Source organism: Flavobacterium sp. GW821-FHT12A05, assembly GCF_058807735.1.
Window position 1 is genome coordinate 106695 of record NZ_JBXAQY010000011.1, and the last position, 17463, is coordinate 124157.

General features: G+C 32.8%; 20 protein-coding genes. 9 read left to right on the forward strand and 11 right to left on the reverse strand.

Features of this window, described 5'->3' with window-relative positions; genetic code table 11:
• Window positions 1-1039 precede the first annotated feature (1039 nt).
• The 4 genes from AC1RRQ_RS22120 to rpsF form a co-directional block, all read right to left on the reverse strand.
• Window positions 1040-1513, reverse strand: coding sequence for a DUF6495 family protein (locus AC1RRQ_RS22120; protein ID WP_493025166.1), 474 nt, complete (start codon window positions 1511-1513; stop codon window positions 1040-1042).
• A gap of 85 nt (window positions 1514-1598) precedes the next feature.
• Window positions 1599-2039, reverse strand: a complete 441-nt coding sequence (gene rplI, locus AC1RRQ_RS22125; RefSeq protein WP_071637339.1) for a 50S ribosomal protein L9 — start codon at window positions 2037-2039, stop codon at window positions 1599-1601.
• A gap of 66 nt (window positions 2040-2105) precedes the next feature.
• Window positions 2106-2402: a 30S ribosomal protein S18 gene (rpsR, locus tag AC1RRQ_RS22130; RefSeq protein ID WP_002987043.1), complete on the reverse strand. Its 297-nt coding sequence runs from the start codon at window positions 2400-2402 to the stop codon at window positions 2106-2108.
• Between the two features lie 5 nt (window positions 2403-2407).
• On the reverse strand, window positions 2408-2749 hold the full coding sequence (gene rpsF, locus AC1RRQ_RS22135; protein WP_007810575.1) for a 30S ribosomal protein S6: 342 nt from the start codon (window positions 2747-2749) through the stop codon (window positions 2408-2410).
• Between the two features lie 177 nt (window positions 2750-2926).
• Here rpsF and AC1RRQ_RS22140 point away from each other — a divergent pair, with 177 nt between their 5' ends.
• A complete protein-coding gene (locus AC1RRQ_RS22140) occupies window positions 2927-3622 on the forward strand; it encodes a LytR/AlgR family response regulator transcription factor (protein ID WP_071637338.1) in 696 nt (231 codons plus the stop codon).
• A gap of 2 nt (window positions 3623-3624) precedes the next feature.
• Here the strand turns inward: AC1RRQ_RS22140 and priA are convergent, their stop codons facing one another.
• From priA to nadC, 5 genes are all read right to left on the reverse strand, one after another.
• Entirely contained in the window at window positions 3625-6072 is a 2448-nt protein-coding gene (priA, locus tag AC1RRQ_RS22145) for a replication restart helicase PriA (protein ID WP_493025167.1), read from the reverse strand.
• A gap of 24 nt (window positions 6073-6096) precedes the next feature.
• Window positions 6097-6843, reverse strand: coding sequence for a subclass B1 metallo-beta-lactamase (gene bla-B1-FLAV / locus AC1RRQ_RS22150; protein WP_493025168.1), 747 nt, complete (start codon window positions 6841-6843; stop codon window positions 6097-6099).
• Between the two features lie 12 nt (window positions 6844-6855).
• Window positions 6856-7284: a DUF2147 domain-containing protein gene (locus AC1RRQ_RS22155; RefSeq protein ID WP_493025169.1), complete on the reverse strand. Its 429-nt coding sequence runs from the start codon at window positions 7282-7284 to the stop codon at window positions 6856-6858.
• A 1-nt stretch (window position 7285) separates the two neighbouring features.
• Window positions 7286-8209: a YihY/virulence factor BrkB family protein gene (locus AC1RRQ_RS22160; protein ID WP_493025170.1), complete on the reverse strand. Its 924-nt coding sequence runs from the start codon at window positions 8207-8209 to the stop codon at window positions 7286-7288.
• A 106-nt stretch (window positions 8210-8315) separates the two neighbouring features.
• The gene (nadC, locus tag AC1RRQ_RS22165) at window positions 8316-9173 is read right to left on the reverse strand and encodes a carboxylating nicotinate-nucleotide diphosphorylase (protein ID WP_493025171.1); all 858 of its coding nucleotides are present in this window, start codon (window positions 9171-9173) and stop codon (window positions 8316-8318) included.
• Between the two features lie 203 nt (window positions 9174-9376).
• Here nadC and AC1RRQ_RS22170 point away from each other — a divergent pair, with 203 nt between their 5' ends.
• The 7 genes from AC1RRQ_RS22170 (at window position 9377) to rlmH (ending at window position 15025) form a co-directional block, all read left to right on the forward strand.
• A complete protein-coding gene (locus AC1RRQ_RS22170) occupies window positions 9377-10477 on the forward strand; it encodes a DNA alkylation repair protein (RefSeq protein WP_493025172.1) in 1101 nt (366 codons plus the stop codon).
• A 318-nt stretch (window positions 10478-10795) separates the two neighbouring features.
• A complete protein-coding gene (locus AC1RRQ_RS22175; protein ID WP_493025173.1) occupies window positions 10796-11677 on the forward strand; it encodes a pirin family protein in 882 nt (293 codons plus the stop codon).
• Window positions 11678-11680: 3 nt separating this feature from the next.
• Entirely contained in the window at window positions 11681-12076 is a 396-nt protein-coding gene (locus AC1RRQ_RS22180) for an OsmC family protein (protein ID WP_493025174.1), read from the forward strand.
• A gap of 5 nt (window positions 12077-12081) precedes the next feature.
• Window positions 12082-12366: a GNAT family N-acetyltransferase gene (locus AC1RRQ_RS22185; RefSeq protein WP_493025176.1), complete on the forward strand. Its 285-nt coding sequence runs from the start codon at window positions 12082-12084 to the stop codon at window positions 12364-12366.
• A 239-nt stretch (window positions 12367-12605) separates the two neighbouring features.
• Window positions 12606-14021, forward strand: a complete 1416-nt coding sequence (locus AC1RRQ_RS22190; RefSeq protein ID WP_493025178.1) for an amidohydrolase family protein — start codon at window positions 12606-12608, stop codon at window positions 14019-14021.
• Window positions 14022-14153: 132 nt separating this feature from the next.
• Window positions 14154-14456 (forward strand): antibiotic biosynthesis monooxygenase family protein, encoded by a 303-nt coding sequence (locus AC1RRQ_RS22195; RefSeq protein WP_493025179.1) that lies wholly within the window; start codon window positions 14154-14156, stop codon window positions 14454-14456.
• A gap of 95 nt (window positions 14457-14551) precedes the next feature.
• Entirely contained in the window at window positions 14552-15025 is a 474-nt protein-coding gene (gene rlmH / locus AC1RRQ_RS22200; RefSeq protein ID WP_053473473.1) for a 23S rRNA (pseudouridine(1915)-N(3))-methyltransferase RlmH, read from the forward strand.
• 56 nt (window positions 15026-15081) lie between these two features.
• Here the strand turns inward: rlmH and AC1RRQ_RS22205 are convergent, their stop codons facing one another.
• Window positions 15082-15714: a hypothetical protein gene (locus AC1RRQ_RS22205; protein ID WP_493025181.1), complete on the reverse strand. Its 633-nt coding sequence runs from the start codon at window positions 15712-15714 to the stop codon at window positions 15082-15084.
• Between the two features lie 135 nt (window positions 15715-15849).
• A complete protein-coding gene (gene folP, locus AC1RRQ_RS22210; protein ID WP_493025182.1) occupies window positions 15850-16683 on the reverse strand; it encodes a dihydropteroate synthase in 834 nt (277 codons plus the stop codon).
• Window positions 16684-16892: 209 nt separating this feature from the next.
• On the opposite strand from folP, the gene AC1RRQ_RS22215 reads away from it, so the two are divergent.
• Complete coding sequence (locus tag AC1RRQ_RS22215; protein ID WP_053473476.1) at window positions 16893-17435, forward strand: DUF1599 domain-containing protein; 543 nt, start codon at window positions 16893-16895, stop codon at window positions 17433-17435.
• Window positions 17436-17463: the final 28 nt, after the last annotated feature.

A 17463-nucleotide genomic window follows, 5' to 3' on the forward strand; every position in this document is an offset into this window, starting at 1 on the left:
GAGAACTTTTATTCTTTTGAAATAAAATATCCCGTAAATTTTAGGGAATATTGATCCACACCAATCTTCCAAATGAAAGTGATTTGTTTTGAATTAATTTTCAAAATGAAAATTTAAAATGTGGGAGGAGTTTTTTTAATCTATACTATTTAACCGTTTCAATCTTTATAAGAAAGTTGATTACTCTTTCTATGAATTTCAATTGTTTAAAATCAAACTCGAAAAATTGAATAAATTAAACAGCAGGTTTTATCTATTAAATAGAAAAAACAGCTTCGTCAACAATAATGTCGACCAAACTTTAAATAATGAAAATTGAATATTGAGAACTTTTCAAAAAAGTCTGTTATTACAGAAGGGAAATAAAATGGATTAAGAATTTTGCTTTTCTTAAAAATAATAAAAAATAAAGCTGAAACAATATGAAGACCTAAAGCAAACTCGATAAAGAAAGTAAATGTCAATTCCATAAGCAGGCGATTTGAGTTATTATTTAAAAATCCAATTCAATTACAATTATGATTAATCTTCTTTTATTGTATTTTAAGTTAAACAGGCAGCGATAAAACATGGTAAAAATGAGGCCTGATTTTTTGTTTAACTTTCTTATACTAAAATTAGAAAAAAGCAAATAATAAAACAAGTATAAAATTCTTATTTTTTTCTGATTCAAAAAATCGTTTAAAGGCAAAAATCGTCGGTAATATAAGAAAAAACGGAGTTTTTAAACCAAAAAAAAGCAGTTTTTGGAGCATTAAAAAATTACATATTTTATGTTAAATTAAATAATTGTAAGTTAATTAATACAATAATAACGATTCAATCGATTGAAATTTAACAAAAAGATCTAATCAGGGATATATTTTACTAATATTTTAGTAAAATCTTAAAATTTTGAATATTCTGAAGAAACCGCGTAGAAATACGGGTGCAAATAAATAAAAAAGCATAAACAAAAGTTAAAAAAATAAAAAAGGGTAAACAATTTAACATTCTTGTTTACCCTTTAATAAGCTTTTGAAAATGAACCAATTACAAGTTATGATTCTAAAATGGTATTAATTTGAGTAAATAATTGTCCGTCACTCAAAAAAGCGCCTTGTTTAATCAATTCAAAAATAGAAGTATTTCTTTCTTCTGTAAATACCTTCTTTCCTACTTTCATTTCAATGTTCTCTGTAAACATATTGTCGCTTAACCATTGCAATCCATCCTTAGTTAAAAAATCGGTATCCGGAACCAATGATTTTAAAACTATAGATTGTACATAAGTATCAAAACAGTGGAATAGGAAAATATGGTTTTTAGAAAAATGCTCTAAAAATTCTGCTCTTCCCAAAACACCTTCCCAAATCAAATCAGAGAAAACATCCAGTTCTTGTTCTGCTACTTCAGGCTTATTTACTTTAAGAGAATCCCATTCAGCTTTATCTATTGCCTGAGTTGCTAAAAAGCTGGCAAATTCGGCGTGCAATTCATCAAATTGCTCTTTTGTTAATCTAGCGTATTTCATTTAATATAGTACTGCGTTTAACTTTATAAAATTTCAAAAAAAAATCCCGATTCGCATCGGGATTTTTATATAGTGTTTAAAACTATTACTTTTCAGCAACAATTTCGTATGGTAATTCAACGATAACATCTCTGTGTAAACGGATGCTAGCAGTATATTTTCCAGTACGTTTTACGATACCACTAGTGATGAATTTTCTATCAATAGCGTTACCAGATTTTTCTAAAGCCTCAGCAATGTCGATGTTTGTGATAGAACCAAAAAGTTTCTCTCCACCAGCTTTTGCGCTAAGTTTAATTTCAAGAGCTTTTAAAGTTTCAGCTAAAGCTTTTGCATCAGCAACGATTTTAGCTTCTTTGTGTGCTCTTTGTTTTAGGTTTTCAGCTAAAACTTTTTTAGCAGAAGGAGTTGCTAAAGCAGCAAAACCTTGAGGAATTAGAAAGTTACGACCGTAACCAGGTTTTACAGATACTACATCATCTTTAAATCCTAAGTTTTGTACGTCTTGTTTTAAAATAAGTTCCATGTTGTTGTCCTTATATTTTAGAAGTTAGGTTCTGCTTTAACAGAAACCAGCGACTAGAGTTTTTAATTATTTTAATAAATCGGCCACGTATGGCATTAAAGCTAAGTGACGAGCTCTTTTTACAGCTACAGAAACTTTTCTTTGGTATTTTAATGAAGTTCCAGTTAAACGACGAGGAAGAATTTTTCCTTGCTCATTAACGAATTTCAATAAGAAATCAGCATCTTTATAGTCGATATATTTGATTCCTGATTTTTTGAAACGGCAATACTTTTTAGTTTTGTTAGTTTCAATGTTTAAAGGCGTTAAATATCTGATATCTCCGTCTTTTTTTCCTTTTGCAGATTGTTCGATTGTAGACATAATAATTACGCTTTAGTAGATTTTAATTTAGCTCTTCTTCTTTCCGCCCATGAAATAGCATGTTTGTCTAAACTTACAGTTAAGAAACGCATAACTCTTTCGTCACGTCTGAATTCAGTTTCAAAAGCAATTAGAACTTCTCCAGCTACTTTGAATTCGAATAAATGGTAAAAACCACTTTTTTTGTTTTGGATTTCGTAAGCCATTTTTTTAAGACCCCAATCCTCTTTCGATACCATTTCAGCTCCTCTACTAGTAAGAAATTCTTCAAATTTCGTTACTGTTTCCTTCACCTGAACCTCAGATAAAACGGGATTTAAAATGAAAACAGTTTCATAATGATTCATAAATACAATATTTATTTGTTAAAATTGGGTGCAAAAGTAACCATTATTTTTAAATATACAACACCTTTTTTCTTTTATTCGTCATAATGCAAAAAATATGCGCTCATTTTAGTTTTTTTTCCAAAAAAATAATACATTTACTACTGCTATCCTGAATTTATTCTAAATTTAAATGTTATGAAACTAAACTGTGTTGTTGTAGATGATAGTTCTATACAGAGGACAATTATAGCAAAATTAGTTAATAATCACCCAGGTTTGCATTTAATCGGGGATTTTTCTAATGCAATAGAAGCAAAAAGTTGTATCTCTTTAAATAATATCGACTTAATATTTCTTGATATAGAAATGCCGGTTATTAACGGCTTTGATTTTCTTGATGGTTTAAAATCTAAACCTCAAATTATATTTATCACTTCTAAAGCTGAATATGCTTTAAAAGCTTTTGATTATGATGCCACAGATTATCTGCAAAAACCTATTGCCGTAGATCGTTTTAATGCCTCTGTAAAAAGAGCCATTGATATGCATTTACTTAAAAAAGAAGTTAAAGAAGAAGAAGGCGAACATATTTTCATTAAAAGCAACCTTAAAAAACTTAAAATATTCACTGCTAAAATCAAATGGATTGAAGCTTTTGGAGATTATGTAAGAGTCGTTACCGAAGACGACAGCAACTTGGTGCTTTCTACAATGAAATCTTTTGAAAATGATTTATCAAAAGACAAATTCATTCGTGTACATAAATCGTACATTATCAATATTGATAAGGTAGAACGCTTTAATAGTAAATTTGCCGAAATTGGAATTACTAAAATTCCGCTTAGCCGAAACAAAAAAGAAGATTTAGTAAAAGCATTGTCTACGTCGTAATTTCAATAAAAATCGACATTTACAACCACTTTTATAGCTCTGTATTGAGCAACAGCTTCAAAACTATTCAACATTTTCTGAATAGTTTTTTTTGTGTTTCCTAAATGCACATTATGCGGAATCTTAATTAAAATTGTTCGGATGTATTCATTTCGAATTCTGCTTATTGCCGGTTCTTCCGGTCCCAAAACAGGCATTCCAAGATTTTGACTTAAAACCTGATACAACCACATCGACCCTTCTTTTAATTTTTCAAATTCACGATGTTTAATTGTTAGTTTTATAATTCTAAAATAAGGCGGATATCTATAAATTTGTCTGTCATACAATTGCTCCTTATACATACCTATATAATTATGGTTTGTAACCTGCTGAATTGTATTGTGATCTGGGTTATAAGTCTGAATTACAACTTTACCTTGTTTTTCAGATCTTCCGGCTCTCCCTGCAACTTGCGTCATCATTTGAAAACTGCGCTCAAAAGCCCTAAAATCAGGATGATGCAGCATATTATCTGCATTCATAATTCCCACCAGACTTACATTATCAAAATCTAAACCTTTAGCCAGCATTTGTGTACCCACTAAAATATCAATTTCTCTATTTTTAAAAGTATCAATAATTTTTTCGAAACCAAATTTACCGCGCGTAGTATCCTGATCCATTCTTGCCGTTCTCGCTTTAGGAAAAAGCGATAACAGCTCCTGCTCTATTTGTTCAGTTCCAAAACCTTTTGTTGTTAAGTCAATACTCGAACAACTATGGCAATTTGTTGGTTTAGCAATTGCATAGCCGCAATAATGGCAGCGCAATTGATTTTTAAATTTATGAAAAGTCAAACTCACATCGCACTGCTGGCAATGAGGCACGTGTCCGCAAGTTAAACATTCTATTATAGGCGAATATCCTCTTCTATTTTGAAACAAAATCACCTGTTCGCCCAAAGACAAAGCCTCAACAATTTCATCAATTAAAACATCGCTAAAATGCCCTGTCATTCTTTTTCTGAAATGCTTGTCTTTTAAATCAACCAAAACAACTTCGGGCATACGAACATTTTTGTAACGTTCCGTAAGTGTTACCAAGCCATATTTTTCGCTCTGCGTATTAAAATAAGTTTCGATACTTGGAGTTGCCGAACCTAAAAGCACTTTAGCATTATGAAAATTAGCCAAAACAATAGCCGCATCTCTGGCATGATATCTTGGAGCAGGATCCGTCTGCTTAAAAGTCTGTTCGTGTTCCTCATCAACAATCAATAAACCCAAATCATTGAAAGGCAAAAACAATGCTGACCTCGCCCCTATTACAATTTGGGCTTTTTCTGAATTTTCTAGCGTTTGTTTCCAAACCTCAACTCTTTCGTTATTACTGTATTTTGAATGAAAAACGGCTACTTTATCTCCAAAATGAAGTCGTAAACGAGAAACCAATTGTGTGGTAAGCGCAATTTCAGGAAGCAGATACAAAACCTGTCTTCCCGTTTGCAGATATTCCTCAATTAATTTGATATAAATTTCTGTTTTTCCGCTCGAAGTAACACCATGCAGCAGGCAGACTTCTTTATCAGAAAAACTCTCTTTAATAGCTCTAAAAGCGTTTTCCTGCGCTTCACTCAGCTGTAATTCTTTTTCCGATTTTTCTCCGGTAAACGAAACGCGATCTTGCTGTAAAAGATATTCTTCCAGGATTTCATTCTTAACCAAAGTTTTAATAACTGCCGAAGTAGAACCTGAAACCTCAACCAATTTCTTAACTGTCACCGGCTTTTTTTCTGAAGCCGTAATTTGAAAAAAAGCTAAAACAATATCCTTTTGTTTGTCGTTTTTTAGAATATCCAACAAGCTGCTCAAACCTTGATCTGTTTCGTATTTAGAATGCAGTTTTACATACTTTACCAGTTTTGGTTTGTAGCTTTCTTTTATTTCTTCCTCTAAAACAATAATATCTTTTGCTATTAATTTTTGAAGAATTGGCAGAATATTTTTTCTATTTAAAATCGAAGCAATTTCTTGAACTTTAAGCGAACTCTGATGCTGAAGTGCTTCATAAATCAAAAATTCATCATCAGAAAGTTCAGAATCATTGACTACAACTTCTGGTTTGTACGAAACAATAGTTTCACTCTCTAATAATAATCCTGTCGGGAAAGCACCGCGATAGACATCGCCAATGCCGCACATATAATAATTAGCAACCCAAAGCCAATGCTTAATCTGAGTTTCGGTTGCAATTGGTTTTTCATCTAAAATTTCATGAATCTCTTTGGCTTCATATAATGTTGGTGCATTCTCGTGTATATCCAAAACAAGCGCCGTATATATTTTGCTTTTACCAAATGGCACCGCCACCCGCATTCCTTTTTTAATAAAATGGAATTCAGCCTCAGAAACACGATATGTAAAGGTTTTTGCTAAGGAAAGCGGTAAAATAACTTCGATAAAAAACATGCAGGTATATATATAAGTGGAAAATTACTTTTTCCCTGAAGGTTTTTGAGCCAAATACTCATCAACCAATTTCAAAGTATGGTTTAAGGATTCTGTATTAGTCCAATCGTCATGACCCGGAATAATATAGATAGGCTTTTTAAATTTCGTCTGCACTTTTTTGATTGATTTTTTCCATTCTTTTACATCAGAATCTCCTAAATAACCAAGATCTTTAGCATCGGCACTTTTAATAAAACAAGCTCCATAAAGCACTTTTTCTTTAGCAAACCACGCTACAATATTATCAGACGCATGTCCTTTTCCTGGATAATAAACCTCAAAAGTATGCTGCCCAACAGTAAAAGTGGTATCATTCGGAATTATAAATTCTGCTCTCGGTTTATTCTCTTTTTTAAGAATATCGTCCGTTAATTTAATTGAATAGGTTTTAATTCCTTTTTTTCTATAAAAATCAAATCCTCCTGCGCGATCATCATGAGAATGTGTCGCAAAAAGCATAATAACATCTTTATGATGTTTTGCTTTTATACTATCTAAAAGAGGCTGAAACTGAGTTTCGTCCCAAGGCGCATCGAATAAAACAACACCTTTATCTGTAACCAAATACATCGCATTGGCAGAAATCAAGTTTCCGTTATAATCATGAAATGTTTTATAAACATAAAAGTCACCTGTAAGATGACTTATTGGTAATGGCGATTTCTTAGATTGTCCAAAACTATTTGAAGCTAATACTAAGAATAAAATTATCGAAGTTAATTTTCGCATGTATTATTTTAATTAATTTTTCGCTCGTGTCCAGTATTGTGTTCTTCCCATAATTGAGATTCCTACATAGCCGCGAAGTTTTAGTTTATCGGCAGATTCTAACGAGATATAACATTTATATTTTTTACCCGTTGTAGGATCTAAAATTGTTCCTCCGTTATATTCTGAACCATCTTTTTTAAGTCCGTTAATAATAACCATTCCTAAAATAGGTTTGTTTTTTTCTGCACCATCACACTTAGTACAAACATCTTTTTTATGACTTTCGCGAAGTATTTCTACCACCTTCCCGTATATTTTTCCTGACTTTTCGTAAATCTCTACTACTGATTTCGCTTCGCCTGTTTCATCATCGATTGTCTTCCATTTTCCAATTACACCTTGGCTTTGCATGGTCAGCGCAAAGAAGAACACTCCGATAGTTAGCATCAAATTTTTCATATTATTTTTCTTTTTTTTGTTTTAATTTTCTGATAGAAGCATTCAATTCGAACCCTAAAAGCAGAATCATACAGTTTATCCAAATATAAAACATTAGAATTAATAATGTCCCAATTGAACCATAAAGTTCGTTATATTTTGAGAATTTTATAACCCAAATCCCAAAAAAGAACGAAGATATAACAATTAAGATCGTTGTAAAAACAGAACCAATGCTTATAAAAGGCACTTTATTGTACTGCTTTGTACCATAACGTAATAATAATGAAGATGTTATCAAGATCATCAAGATAACAAATAAATATCGTCCCAAAATAATCAGCGGAATACGATCACTTAATACATCCTGAATGATTGTTTTTTGAATAAAGACCTCAAAAACCACAATCGTTGCGACTGTTACAAACAATATTACGGTCATCGTAAGCGAAATGGCAAGCGCTACTAGATATTGTCTAAAAAAACCTCGCTTATCAAAAACGTGTTTAGAAGATTCGAAACCGCTCAAAATTCCGTTAACACCATTTGCCATCAAAAAAATAGAAAGTAAAAATCCCGACGATAATAACCCGGAGTGACTATTATTTAAAATATCGCTTATAATTTTACTAATCGCATCGTAAGTATTTGGAGGAACGCTCTGTTGCACAAACTGCAGAAAATCTTCCTGAAAATTATCGATAGGAATAAACGGAATTAAGTTTAAAATAAATAAGGCAAAAGGAAACAAAGCCATAAAAAAGCTAAAAGAAACCGCACTTGCATGATAAGAGAATGCACCTTCAAGAATTCCTAAAGTGTACATTTCGAGTAAATCATACAACGAAAAACCTTCCAGCCAAGGCAGTTTTATTTTTTTGAAAACTCGGGCCACATTGCGTATTACAGGCAATTTCTCAATCCGATCTTCTATCTCTTTCGACATATTTTTTTTGATTTTAGATTGTTGAGTTTAGATTTTAGATTTATACCTAAACCGAATTTGTTTCAAAACCAAACTCATAACTTATAACTCAAAACTCATCACTTAACTAAAACGCTTTTAAACTCAAATCCATGTTGTAAACCGAGTGCGTTAAAGCACCTGATGAAATATAATTTACACCGCACAAGGCATATTCGCGAACTGTTTTTTCGCTGATATTCCCCGAAGATTCAGTCTGGCATTTAGTACCAATCAAATTTACTGCCGTTTTGGTATCTTCATAATTAAAATTGTCAATCAAGATTCTGTGAACGCCGTCGCTCAGTAAAATTTCTCTAATTTCATCCAGATTACGGGCTTCAACAATAATCTTTAAATCTAGATTATTCTCTTTTAAATATTCTTTTGTTTTCGAAATAGCACGTGTAATACCGCCTGCAAAATCAATATGATTGTCTTTTAGCATAATCATATCATAAAGCGCAAAACGGTGATTCTCGCCTCCTCCTATCTTTACAGCCCATTTTTCGGCCACTCTAAAATTGGGAGTTGTTTTACGCGTATCTAATATTTTAGCATTTGTGCCTTCTAAAAGCTGCATCAAATGATGTGTTTTTGTAGCAATTGCAGACATACGCTGCATGGTGTTTAACACCACTCTTTCGGCCTTTAAAATAGACTGTGAACTTCCTGAAACTTCAAAAACAATTTCACCGTATTCTACATGCGTTCCGTCTTCAATAAAAGTTTTTACTTTCAATTTAGGGTCTACATGTTCAAATATCATTTTCGCAGCTTCAACGCCGGCAATTATTCCCTGATCTTTTACTAATAATTTTGCCTGACCGTGAGCAGTATCCGGAATACAGGCCAGCGAACTATAATCGCCCGGGCCAACATCTTCTCTAATGGCATTACTTATCAAAAGTTGCAATTCTGCTTGAAATTGAGCTTCGCTTATCATTTTTATATTTTTAATAATATGCTAAATTAGGACTTATTTTATGGATTTAAAAGTTCCAACAGCATGAAAAATTATACCAAACATTAAATATCTCTTTTTTAACCATTAAGATATTCTGAAAAATAAAGTTACAATTCTTAACAAAACATAGTCTCTTAATAAGAGAACAATTAAATATCTTTGAGATTCAATCAAACAAAATTATGGGGTTAATTAAAGATATTTATTCAGTTTCTTTTTACGAAAAATTTAGTCAGGCTGTCGCCGAAGTGCATCCGGCATTCGACAAACAAAAATTTATTGAAGCAATTTACGAAGGAGATTTTGCTCAAAAAGAATGGAAAGAAAGAATGAAACATACCACTGTTGTATTTCATGAATTTATGCCTCAAAATTTCCCTGAAGCCGTTTCTTTAATCGATAAAATCATCAAAAACCTAAAGAAAAATAATTTTGCCGACAGCAATCTGGCTTTTATTTTCTTTGCAGATTACATCGAAATATATGGTTTAGACGATTTTAAAACTTCGGCGAAAGCCTTTGTATCGATAACGCAGTTTATAAGCTGTGAATTTGCCGTTCGTCCTTTTATTTTAAAATATAAAGAACAAATGATTGCCGAGATGACCCAATGGTCACTGCACGAAAATCATCATGTTAGAAGATTGGCCAGCGAAGGTTCACGTCCGAGATTACCGTGGGCAATGGCGATTCCGTTTCTTAAAAAAGATCCTTCTTCTATACTTCCAATCTTGGAAAACCTAAAAAATGATCCTTCAGAATACGTTCGCAGAAGCGTTGCCAATAACTTAAATGATATTGCAAAAGATAATCCGCAGATTGTGTTAGAAATTGCTAATAAATGGAAAGGCAGCAGTAAAGAAACCGACGGAATCATTAAACACGGAAGCCGAACTTTACTAAAACAAGGCCATCCGGAAATTTTAAGTCATTATGGTTTAGAAAGCACCAATATTGAACTTTCGTTATTTGAAATTAAAACACCAATTGTAAAAATTGGCAATTATCTGCAGTTTCATTTTCACTTAAATAATAAAAACGAAGAACCAAAAACCATTCGTTTAGAATATGCCGTTCATTACAAAAAAGCAAAAGGGCATTTGGCAAAAAAAGTCTTTAAAATCAGCGAAAAAATCTATCAGCCTAATCAGTTAACTAAAATCGAAAGAAACCAGTCTTTTAAACTAATTACCACTCGCGTTTTTCATACAGGAGCACATCAATTGTCTATTATTATTAATGGAACAGAAAGTGATGTTTTGGAGTTTGAGTTGATTGATTAATATTCCAATTTTAATGCTCCAGCGGAGCAGAATATTTATAGCCAATATTATCGTCTTACACAAAAGAGCTCCAGCGGAGCGGTATATTTATTTCGCCCCGCTGGGGCTTTGTTATTGTGGTAACCTTGTTATTCTACAAATATTTCGTCCCTCTGGGACTTTTTGAAACTAAATTTAATCATCAACTAAAAACTTAACCAACGTTTTTCCTTATTTTTATAATTCAAAAAAAACAAAAACAAGTTTCTTAATCTAAATTAAGTTACAAACAATCCCTGTTGCTGTAATTTTGTTTTCAAATCAAATAAAAAATACCACATGTCAAATATCAGTTTAATTATCGAAGAACGCGCTGCCAATATTGGCAACTTTATGGTAGGCCGTTTATTGCCTTTCCGTGAAAAAAGAGCTGTTGGACCATTTGTCTTTATCGATCATATGGGTCCTGCACATTTAAGTGATCATGAAAATATGGATGTGCCGCCACATCCGCATATCGGGCTTTCTACTTTGACTTTTTTGTTTGAAGGAAGCATCATGCATCGTGACAGTTTAGGAACCGAATTAGAAATAAAACCAGGCGCCGTAAACTGGATGACGGCCGGAAAAGGAATTGTTCACTCCGAAAGAACTCCTGAATATTTAAGACATTCAGATAAAATGCTTCACGGATTGCAAATCTGGGTTGCGCTTCCGAAAGAATTAGAGCAAATGGATCCTAATTTTACACATGTCGAAGCAGATGATATTCCAGCTTGGGAAGAAGACGGAGTTTCATACAAATTAATTGCCGGAGAAGTTTTCGGAAAAAAATCTCCAGTTCCTGTTTATAGTCCGTTATACTTTATTGAAATTAAAAGTACAGCTGCAAAGAAAATAAACATCGGAAAGGATTTATTCGGCGAAAGCGGATTATATATTTTGGAAGGAAGTATTAAAAGCGGCGAGCATGTTTACGATCCGAAACAAATATTAATTACAACCGACAGTACACTTTGTGAGTTTGAAATTGCCGAAAACTCGACCGTTTATATCTTTGGAGGAACGCCTTTTCCTGAAGAACATTTTATCTTTTGGAATTTTGTCTCATCAGATAAAAACCTCATCGAAAAGGCTAAAACGGACTGGACAAACCAAACATTTCCTAAAGTTCCGGGCGAAACAGAATTTGTTCCATTACCTGAACCAAGAATCAAATAAATTATGGATACGATCTCAGCAAAAATAGATATTCGTTTATACCGAACGGAAATAACATCGGCCAGCGGCAACATTGTAATTGCAGATGAACCTCAGGAAGTTGGAGGAAAAAATCTTGGCTTTAGCCCATCAGAGCTTTTGGCTTCTTCATTGGCTTCCTGCACGCTGATTACTCTTAGAATGTATATTAACCGTAAACAATGGGATGTTTCTGAAATCAATATAAAAGTTGATTTTCAAAGAGATGCAGAACAAAACATATCGCATTTCACCAGAAAAATCGAAGTTATAGGCGAAGTCGACGACAAACAAAGACAGCGTTTAGAAACCATTGCAAACAGCTGCCCAATACATAAAACATTAACAAACTCAATAGAAATTAAAACCACATTAATATAATTATCATGGAAATTCAACAAATAAACGATACAAGAAGAGGCTATTTTGAAGCTGTAGAAGACGGAAAACAAGCTGGAAAAATGACATATACCTGGGCAGGAGATTCTAAATTTATCATAGACCACACAGAAGTTAACGAAGAGTTTAACGGAAAAGGCGTTGGTAAAAAACTAGTTATGGCAGCCGTAGAATATGCCAGAACGAACAATCTTAAAATTATTCCGCTTTGTCCTTTTGCTAAAAGCGTTTTTGATAAGGTTGAAGAAATTCATGATGTACTTTTTTCTTAAAGGTACTGAGGTTCTGAGATGCTAAGGTTCTAAGGTTTTAGGCTCAAAGAAGCAAAGGAACAAAGGTTCAAAGATTTTATGTAGAGACGCACAGCAGTGCGTCTTTCTTGTTTCTTATAATACTCATTTCTCTTAAACTTTGTACCTCTGTACCTTTGAACCTTTGTACCTAAAAAAAAAAATGAATTTTCAAATCTCCGCAGAAACTCGTATATTTGCATGTAATTTAAACTTAGAGTATGACAAGGATAATTACGCTTTTCTGTATTTTTATAGCACAAATCGGCTTTTCTCAATCGGCTGAGAGTTATTTAGAAAAAATCAGAAACAATGAAGCTCTCTTAACAGCTTTCTTTCAACAAATGCCAAAAGGAGGCGATTTACACCACCATTTTTCAGGATCAGTTTATGCAGAACCTCTTTTAGAAAGAGCCATTGCAGAAGACTTTTATTTGAATCTGGAAACTATGGCAGTTTCAAAAACAAAACCCGAAAAAGGAAACTGGGAAAGCTTTTCATCTCTTAAAGCAAAAGATAAACTAGAGTATTACGAACAGCAGATTATGCAGACTTGGTCTGTTAAAGATTATAATGGTTCTGTTCCTTCTGACGATCAGTTTTTTGATTCTTTTATGAAATTTGAACCTACTATAAAAGGTCATTTTACAGAAGGAATGCTTGAATTAAAAAAACGCGCCATTGCCGAAAACGTAAGCTATATCGAAACACAATTGTCCACAATTCCGTGTGATATGAATGTTTCTGACTTAAGTGATTTCAACACAAAATTACGCCAGGCTTCTGCTCAAAAAGACGAAAAAGCAGTTTTAAAACTTTTAGACGAATTGTATAAATCGATTCAAAAAAAAGATGCCAAAAAATATGCTGACGATTTCAATAATAATTTCATAGCAAAACTTCACAAAGACCTGAAAATGGATGATGAGCGTTTTACAATGCGTTATCAGAACTTTGTGCTGCGCTTTATGGAACCGGTAGATTTATTTAAAAATCTGGTTATCGCTTTTATTTCTTCAAACGAAAGCAAACTAACCGCAGGTGTAAATATCGTTTCTCCAGAACACGGACAGACTTCTATGAAAGATTACTGGCTTCACATGGTGATGTTTAAATACTGCCACGAGAAATTTCCTGATGTAAAATATACGCTTCACGCAGGCGAATTGACTTTAGGTCTGGTACAGCCGGAAGATTTAACCTGGCATATTAATGACGCAATTTACATCGCGGGCGCTAACCGAATTGGTCATGGAGTTGATATTGCTTACGAAGCAAATTCGTATGATTTATTGAAATATATGTCTAATAAAAATATTCCTATCGAAATCAATTTAACAAGCAACGAATTTATTTTGAAAGTGAAAGAAAACAGACATCCATTTACACTTTACAAAGAATTCAATGTGCCAATTGTAATCAGTACAGACGATGCGGGAATTTTAAGAAGCAATATGACAGAGCAATATGTTTTATTAGCCAAAAGATATCAGGATGTATCGTATGCTACTATAAAAAAATATGTTTATAACAGCATTAATTACAGTTTTATCCAAGATCCATCAGTTAAAAAACAACTGATTAAAGATCTTGATAACAGATTCAAAACTTTTGAAGCTAAGTTTTCTAAAAATTAAATTTGTCCAATCTTTAATAGATTCAACGCAGATTTTAAACAGATTTGAGCCGATTAGCGCAGATTTTCATTTTAAAATATCAAAAATAAAATCTGCTAAAATCTGCTAAATCTGCGTGAAAAAAAATATAATATGATTTTAGAAGCCGCATATCTTTTCGTTAAACCCGAATTAGCCTCTCAATTTGAAGCTGATTTTGCAAAAGCAAGTCAGTATATTTCATCCATAAACGGTTATGTAGGACATCGTTTAGAAAAATGTCTGGAAGTCGAAAATAAATATCTTTTATTAGTCGATTGGAATACGCTTGAAGATCATACAATTGGTTTTAGAACTTCTGAAGCTTATCTGGAATGGAAAAGGATCCTGCATCATTATTACGAACCATTTCCTATTGTAGAACATTTCGAAACTGTTTTTGAAAATAAAAAGTAAAGCCCGCAGATTTTACAGATTGAACAGATTTATACAGAATTAATTTAAAAAAAATCTTTTTAATCCTTTTAATCTGTGGCAAAAAAAAACTTAAAATGAACATCAAACTTATCGCCATTGGCAAAACAGACAATAAATCGCTTCAGACTTTGATTGACGATTATACCAAACGTTTGTCTTTTTATATCAAATTTGATTTGGAAATTATTCCCGATATCAAAAACGTAAAAAACCTATCCGAAAGTCAGCAAAAAGAAAAAGAAGGCGAATTGATTCTGTCTAAACTTTCACCAACCGATCAATTGATTTTATTGGATGAAAACGGAAAAAACTTCTCCAGCGTTGGTTTTTCTGAAGAATTGCAAAAGAAAATGAATTCGGGGATCAAAACTTTGGTTTTCGTAATTGGCGGTCCATACGGATTCTCTGATACAGTTTACAGCAAAGCGCAGGGAAAAGTTTCGCTTTCGCTGATGACGTTTTCGCATCAAATGGTTCGTTTATTTTTTATCGAACAATTGTATCGCGGCTTTACCATTTTAAGGAATGAACCTTATCATCATCAATAAAGAATAGTGTTCAGTCGCGGTGTTCAGTATTCAGTCACTCTTTACAGTGTTCGGTTTTAGAAAATGAATTCTACGGGAAGTTTATCAAGATTGTAAGTCACGTATTTTTGCAGTACAATTTTATGCTGTATATATTCTTCATAACTCATGTTCTTGTCAAATAAGAATACCAAATCTGGTACTTTTTGAAACTTGAAGCTGTAAAAATATTTTAATATTTCTGATGTTTTGATCTCCATATTTCCCATGAAAACTTTTTTTTTTCCTTTTCTAAAATAAAAAACAAAATTTCCTTTAGTTGGTTTTTCCATTTTATAATACACTTTCGTGAAAGGCAAAAATGCTAAATTCTTTCCGATAGAATCTGCATAGGAATAATAATTTTCGGCGTTTTCGTTTTTATGGGCGCTGTCGGCACGCTTTTTTTCTTGTAATTTCATTACTTCCGGAATTACCAATTTCAAAGGTAGACGTTTATCGATATTGAAAATCCAATTGGTCGAAATAATACTGCTTTTTCGGTTTACATCAGCAATTGTATCTTTTCCTTCGGTTTTAAAAAAGATGTAAATTGGTGAAAGATCCTGTACGTCTTTTACAATCGTAACATTTGATTTTGGCAGTAAAACGTCTTCCTTTTTTCCACAGGAGAAAAGAAGAAACATTATAATTAAAGAGAAGTATTTCATATTCGTTTTATTTTAGCACAAAGTGTGTCATTCCGAGGAACGAGGAATCACACTAGTATTTCCTCAAAGAAAGTCGCCAATCTTTGTCGAGTTTCGAGTGCGATTCCTCGTTCCTCGGAATGACAAATCTGTCGTTTAGATCGTATTCAAACTCATTTTATTAAACAATGTCACACATTCTACTGCTTCTTTTACATCATGAACACGAAGAATTTTTGCGCCTTTTGTCAAAGCAATTGTATTTAAAAATGTTGTTCCGTTTAAAGCTTCTTGCGGCGTAATATCAAGTGTTTTATAAATCATCGATTTTCTGGAAATCCCAGCTAAAACCGGCAATTCTAACAAATTAAAAAGTTCCATTTTTTGCATGACTTCATAATTCTGATCAGTTGTTTTAGCGAAACCAAAACCTGGATCCAGAATCAAATCGTTAATTCCTAAACTTCGGGCTTTATTTACTTTTTCAGAAAAATAAAAAAGCATTTCTTTTACAATGTCATCGTATTGTGTTAAACTCTGCATTGTCTGCGGATTGCCGCGCATGTGCATCATAATATACGGCACGTTGTATTTTGCAATCACATCAAACATTTTATCGTCTAGTTCTCCCGCTGCAATATCGTTTATAATCGCAGCACCGCTTTCTATACTCGCTTTTGCAACCTCAGCTCTAAAGGTATCAATCGACAATAAAGCTTCAGGAAAATGTTTTAAAATTAGTTCTATCGCAGGAACGATTCGGTCGATTTCTTCTTGTTCCGAGACGAATTCGGCGCTGGGTTTGCTTGAATAAGCGCCAATATCTATAAAGGCAGCACCTTCAGAAAGCATTTTATCAACCTGAGAAATAATTTCGTCTTCGTTTTTATATTTTCCTCCATCAAAGAAAGAATTGGGCGTAACATTCAAAATCCCCATTACTTTAGGAATCGATAAATCTATAAGTTCGCCTTTGCAATTTATTAGCATTTTGTTTCAAGTTTTATTTGTTTCAAGTTTCAAGTTGATGCAGATTGCGTAAGTTCTAGAACTTGAAACTTTTAAACCATTTTCTAGTTTCAAGTTGCGGCCGTTAACACTTTGTTAAGAAAAAACTTGAAACAAAGAAAACCTGAAACTTGAAACTCTTTAATTTAATCCTTATTTTTGGAGAAATTTACGCAAATATACAGCAATAAATGAAGAATACTTCCCTTGAATTTGATAATGTAATTACGGTTTGCAGAACCCTATTTATCAATAAAATGAAAGATTATGGCAGTGCATGGAGGATTTTAAGACTTCCATCGCTTACAGATCAAATTTTCATAAAAGCACAAAGAATCAGAAGTTTACAGGAGAATGATGTCCGTAAAGTTGATGAAGACGAAAAAGGAGAATTTATCGGAATCATCAATTATTCTATCATGGCTTTAATTCAGTTAGAATTGGGCGTTGTTGATCAGCCGGATCTAGATGTTGAAAAAGCAACCGAATTATATGATGCTAAAGTAAAGTTAACCAAAGACTTAATGGAAGCTAAAAATCATGATTACGGAGAAGCCTGGCGAGATATGCGTGTAAGTTCTTTAACCGATTTGATTCTGCAAAAACTGCTTCGAGTAAAACAAATTGAAGACAATAAAGGCCTTACCTTAGTTTCTGAAGGTATTGATGCAAATTATCAGGATATGATTAATTATTCTGTTTTTGCTTTAATCTTAAACCCTATAAACAAATAAAATCCAAAAAAAATTAATTTTCAAAATC

Coding starts and splice junctions, on each gene's coding strand:
- folP (WP_493025182.1), bottom strand. CDS start 16,683: ATGCTAATAAATTGCAAAGGCGAACTTATAGATTTATCGATTCCTAAA.
- rpsR (WP_002987043.1), bottom strand. CDS start 2,402: ATGTCTACAATCGAACAATCTGCAAAAGGAAAAAAAGACGGAGATATC.
- rlmH (WP_053473473.1), top strand. CDS start 14,552: ATGAACATCAAACTTATCGCCATTGGCAAAACAGACAATAAATCGCTT.
- AC1RRQ_RS22205 (WP_493025181.1), bottom strand. CDS start 15,714: ATGAAATACTTCTCTTTAATTATAATGTTTCTTCTTTTCTCCTGTGGA.
- rplI (WP_071637339.1), bottom strand. CDS start 2,039: ATGGAACTTATTTTAAAACAAGACGTACAAAACTTAGGATTTAAAGAT.
- AC1RRQ_RS22180 (WP_493025174.1), top strand. CDS start 11,681: ATGGATACGATCTCAGCAAAAATAGATATTCGTTTATACCGAACGGAA.
- nadC (WP_493025171.1), bottom strand. CDS start 9,173: ATGATAAGCGAAGCTCAATTTCAAGCAGAATTGCAACTTTTGATAAGT.
- AC1RRQ_RS22170 (WP_493025172.1), top strand. CDS start 9,377: ATGGGGTTAATTAAAGATATTTATTCAGTTTCTTTTTACGAAAAATTT.
- AC1RRQ_RS22155 (WP_493025169.1), bottom strand. CDS start 7,284: ATGAAAAATTTGATGCTAACTATCGGAGTGTTCTTCTTTGCGCTGACC.
- AC1RRQ_RS22215 (WP_053473476.1), top strand. CDS start 16,893: ATGAAGAATACTTCCCTTGAATTTGATAATGTAATTACGGTTTGCAGA.
- AC1RRQ_RS22195 (WP_493025179.1), top strand. CDS start 14,154: ATGATTTTAGAAGCCGCATATCTTTTCGTTAAACCCGAATTAGCCTCT.
- AC1RRQ_RS22120 (WP_493025166.1), bottom strand. CDS start 1,513: ATGAAATACGCTAGATTAACAAAAGAGCAATTTGATGAATTGCACGCC.
- AC1RRQ_RS22175 (WP_493025173.1), top strand. CDS start 10,796: ATGTCAAATATCAGTTTAATTATCGAAGAACGCGCTGCCAATATTGGC.
- bla-B1-FLAV (WP_493025168.1), bottom strand. CDS start 6,843: ATGCGAAAATTAACTTCGATAATTTTATTCTTAGTATTAGCTTCAAAT.
- AC1RRQ_RS22185 (WP_493025176.1), top strand. CDS start 12,082: ATGGAAATTCAACAAATAAACGATACAAGAAGAGGCTATTTTGAAGCT.
- rpsF (WP_007810575.1), bottom strand. CDS start 2,749: ATGAATCATTATGAAACTGTTTTCATTTTAAATCCCGTTTTATCTGAG.
- AC1RRQ_RS22190 (WP_493025178.1), top strand. CDS start 12,606: ATGACAAGGATAATTACGCTTTTCTGTATTTTTATAGCACAAATCGGC.
- priA (WP_493025167.1), bottom strand. CDS start 6,072: ATGTTTTTTATCGAAGTTATTTTACCGCTTTCCTTAGCAAAAACCTTT.
- AC1RRQ_RS22140 (WP_071637338.1), top strand. CDS start 2,927: ATGAAACTAAACTGTGTTGTTGTAGATGATAGTTCTATACAGAGGACA.
- AC1RRQ_RS22160 (WP_493025170.1), bottom strand. CDS start 8,209: ATGTCGAAAGAGATAGAAGATCGGATTGAGAAATTGCCTGTAATACGC.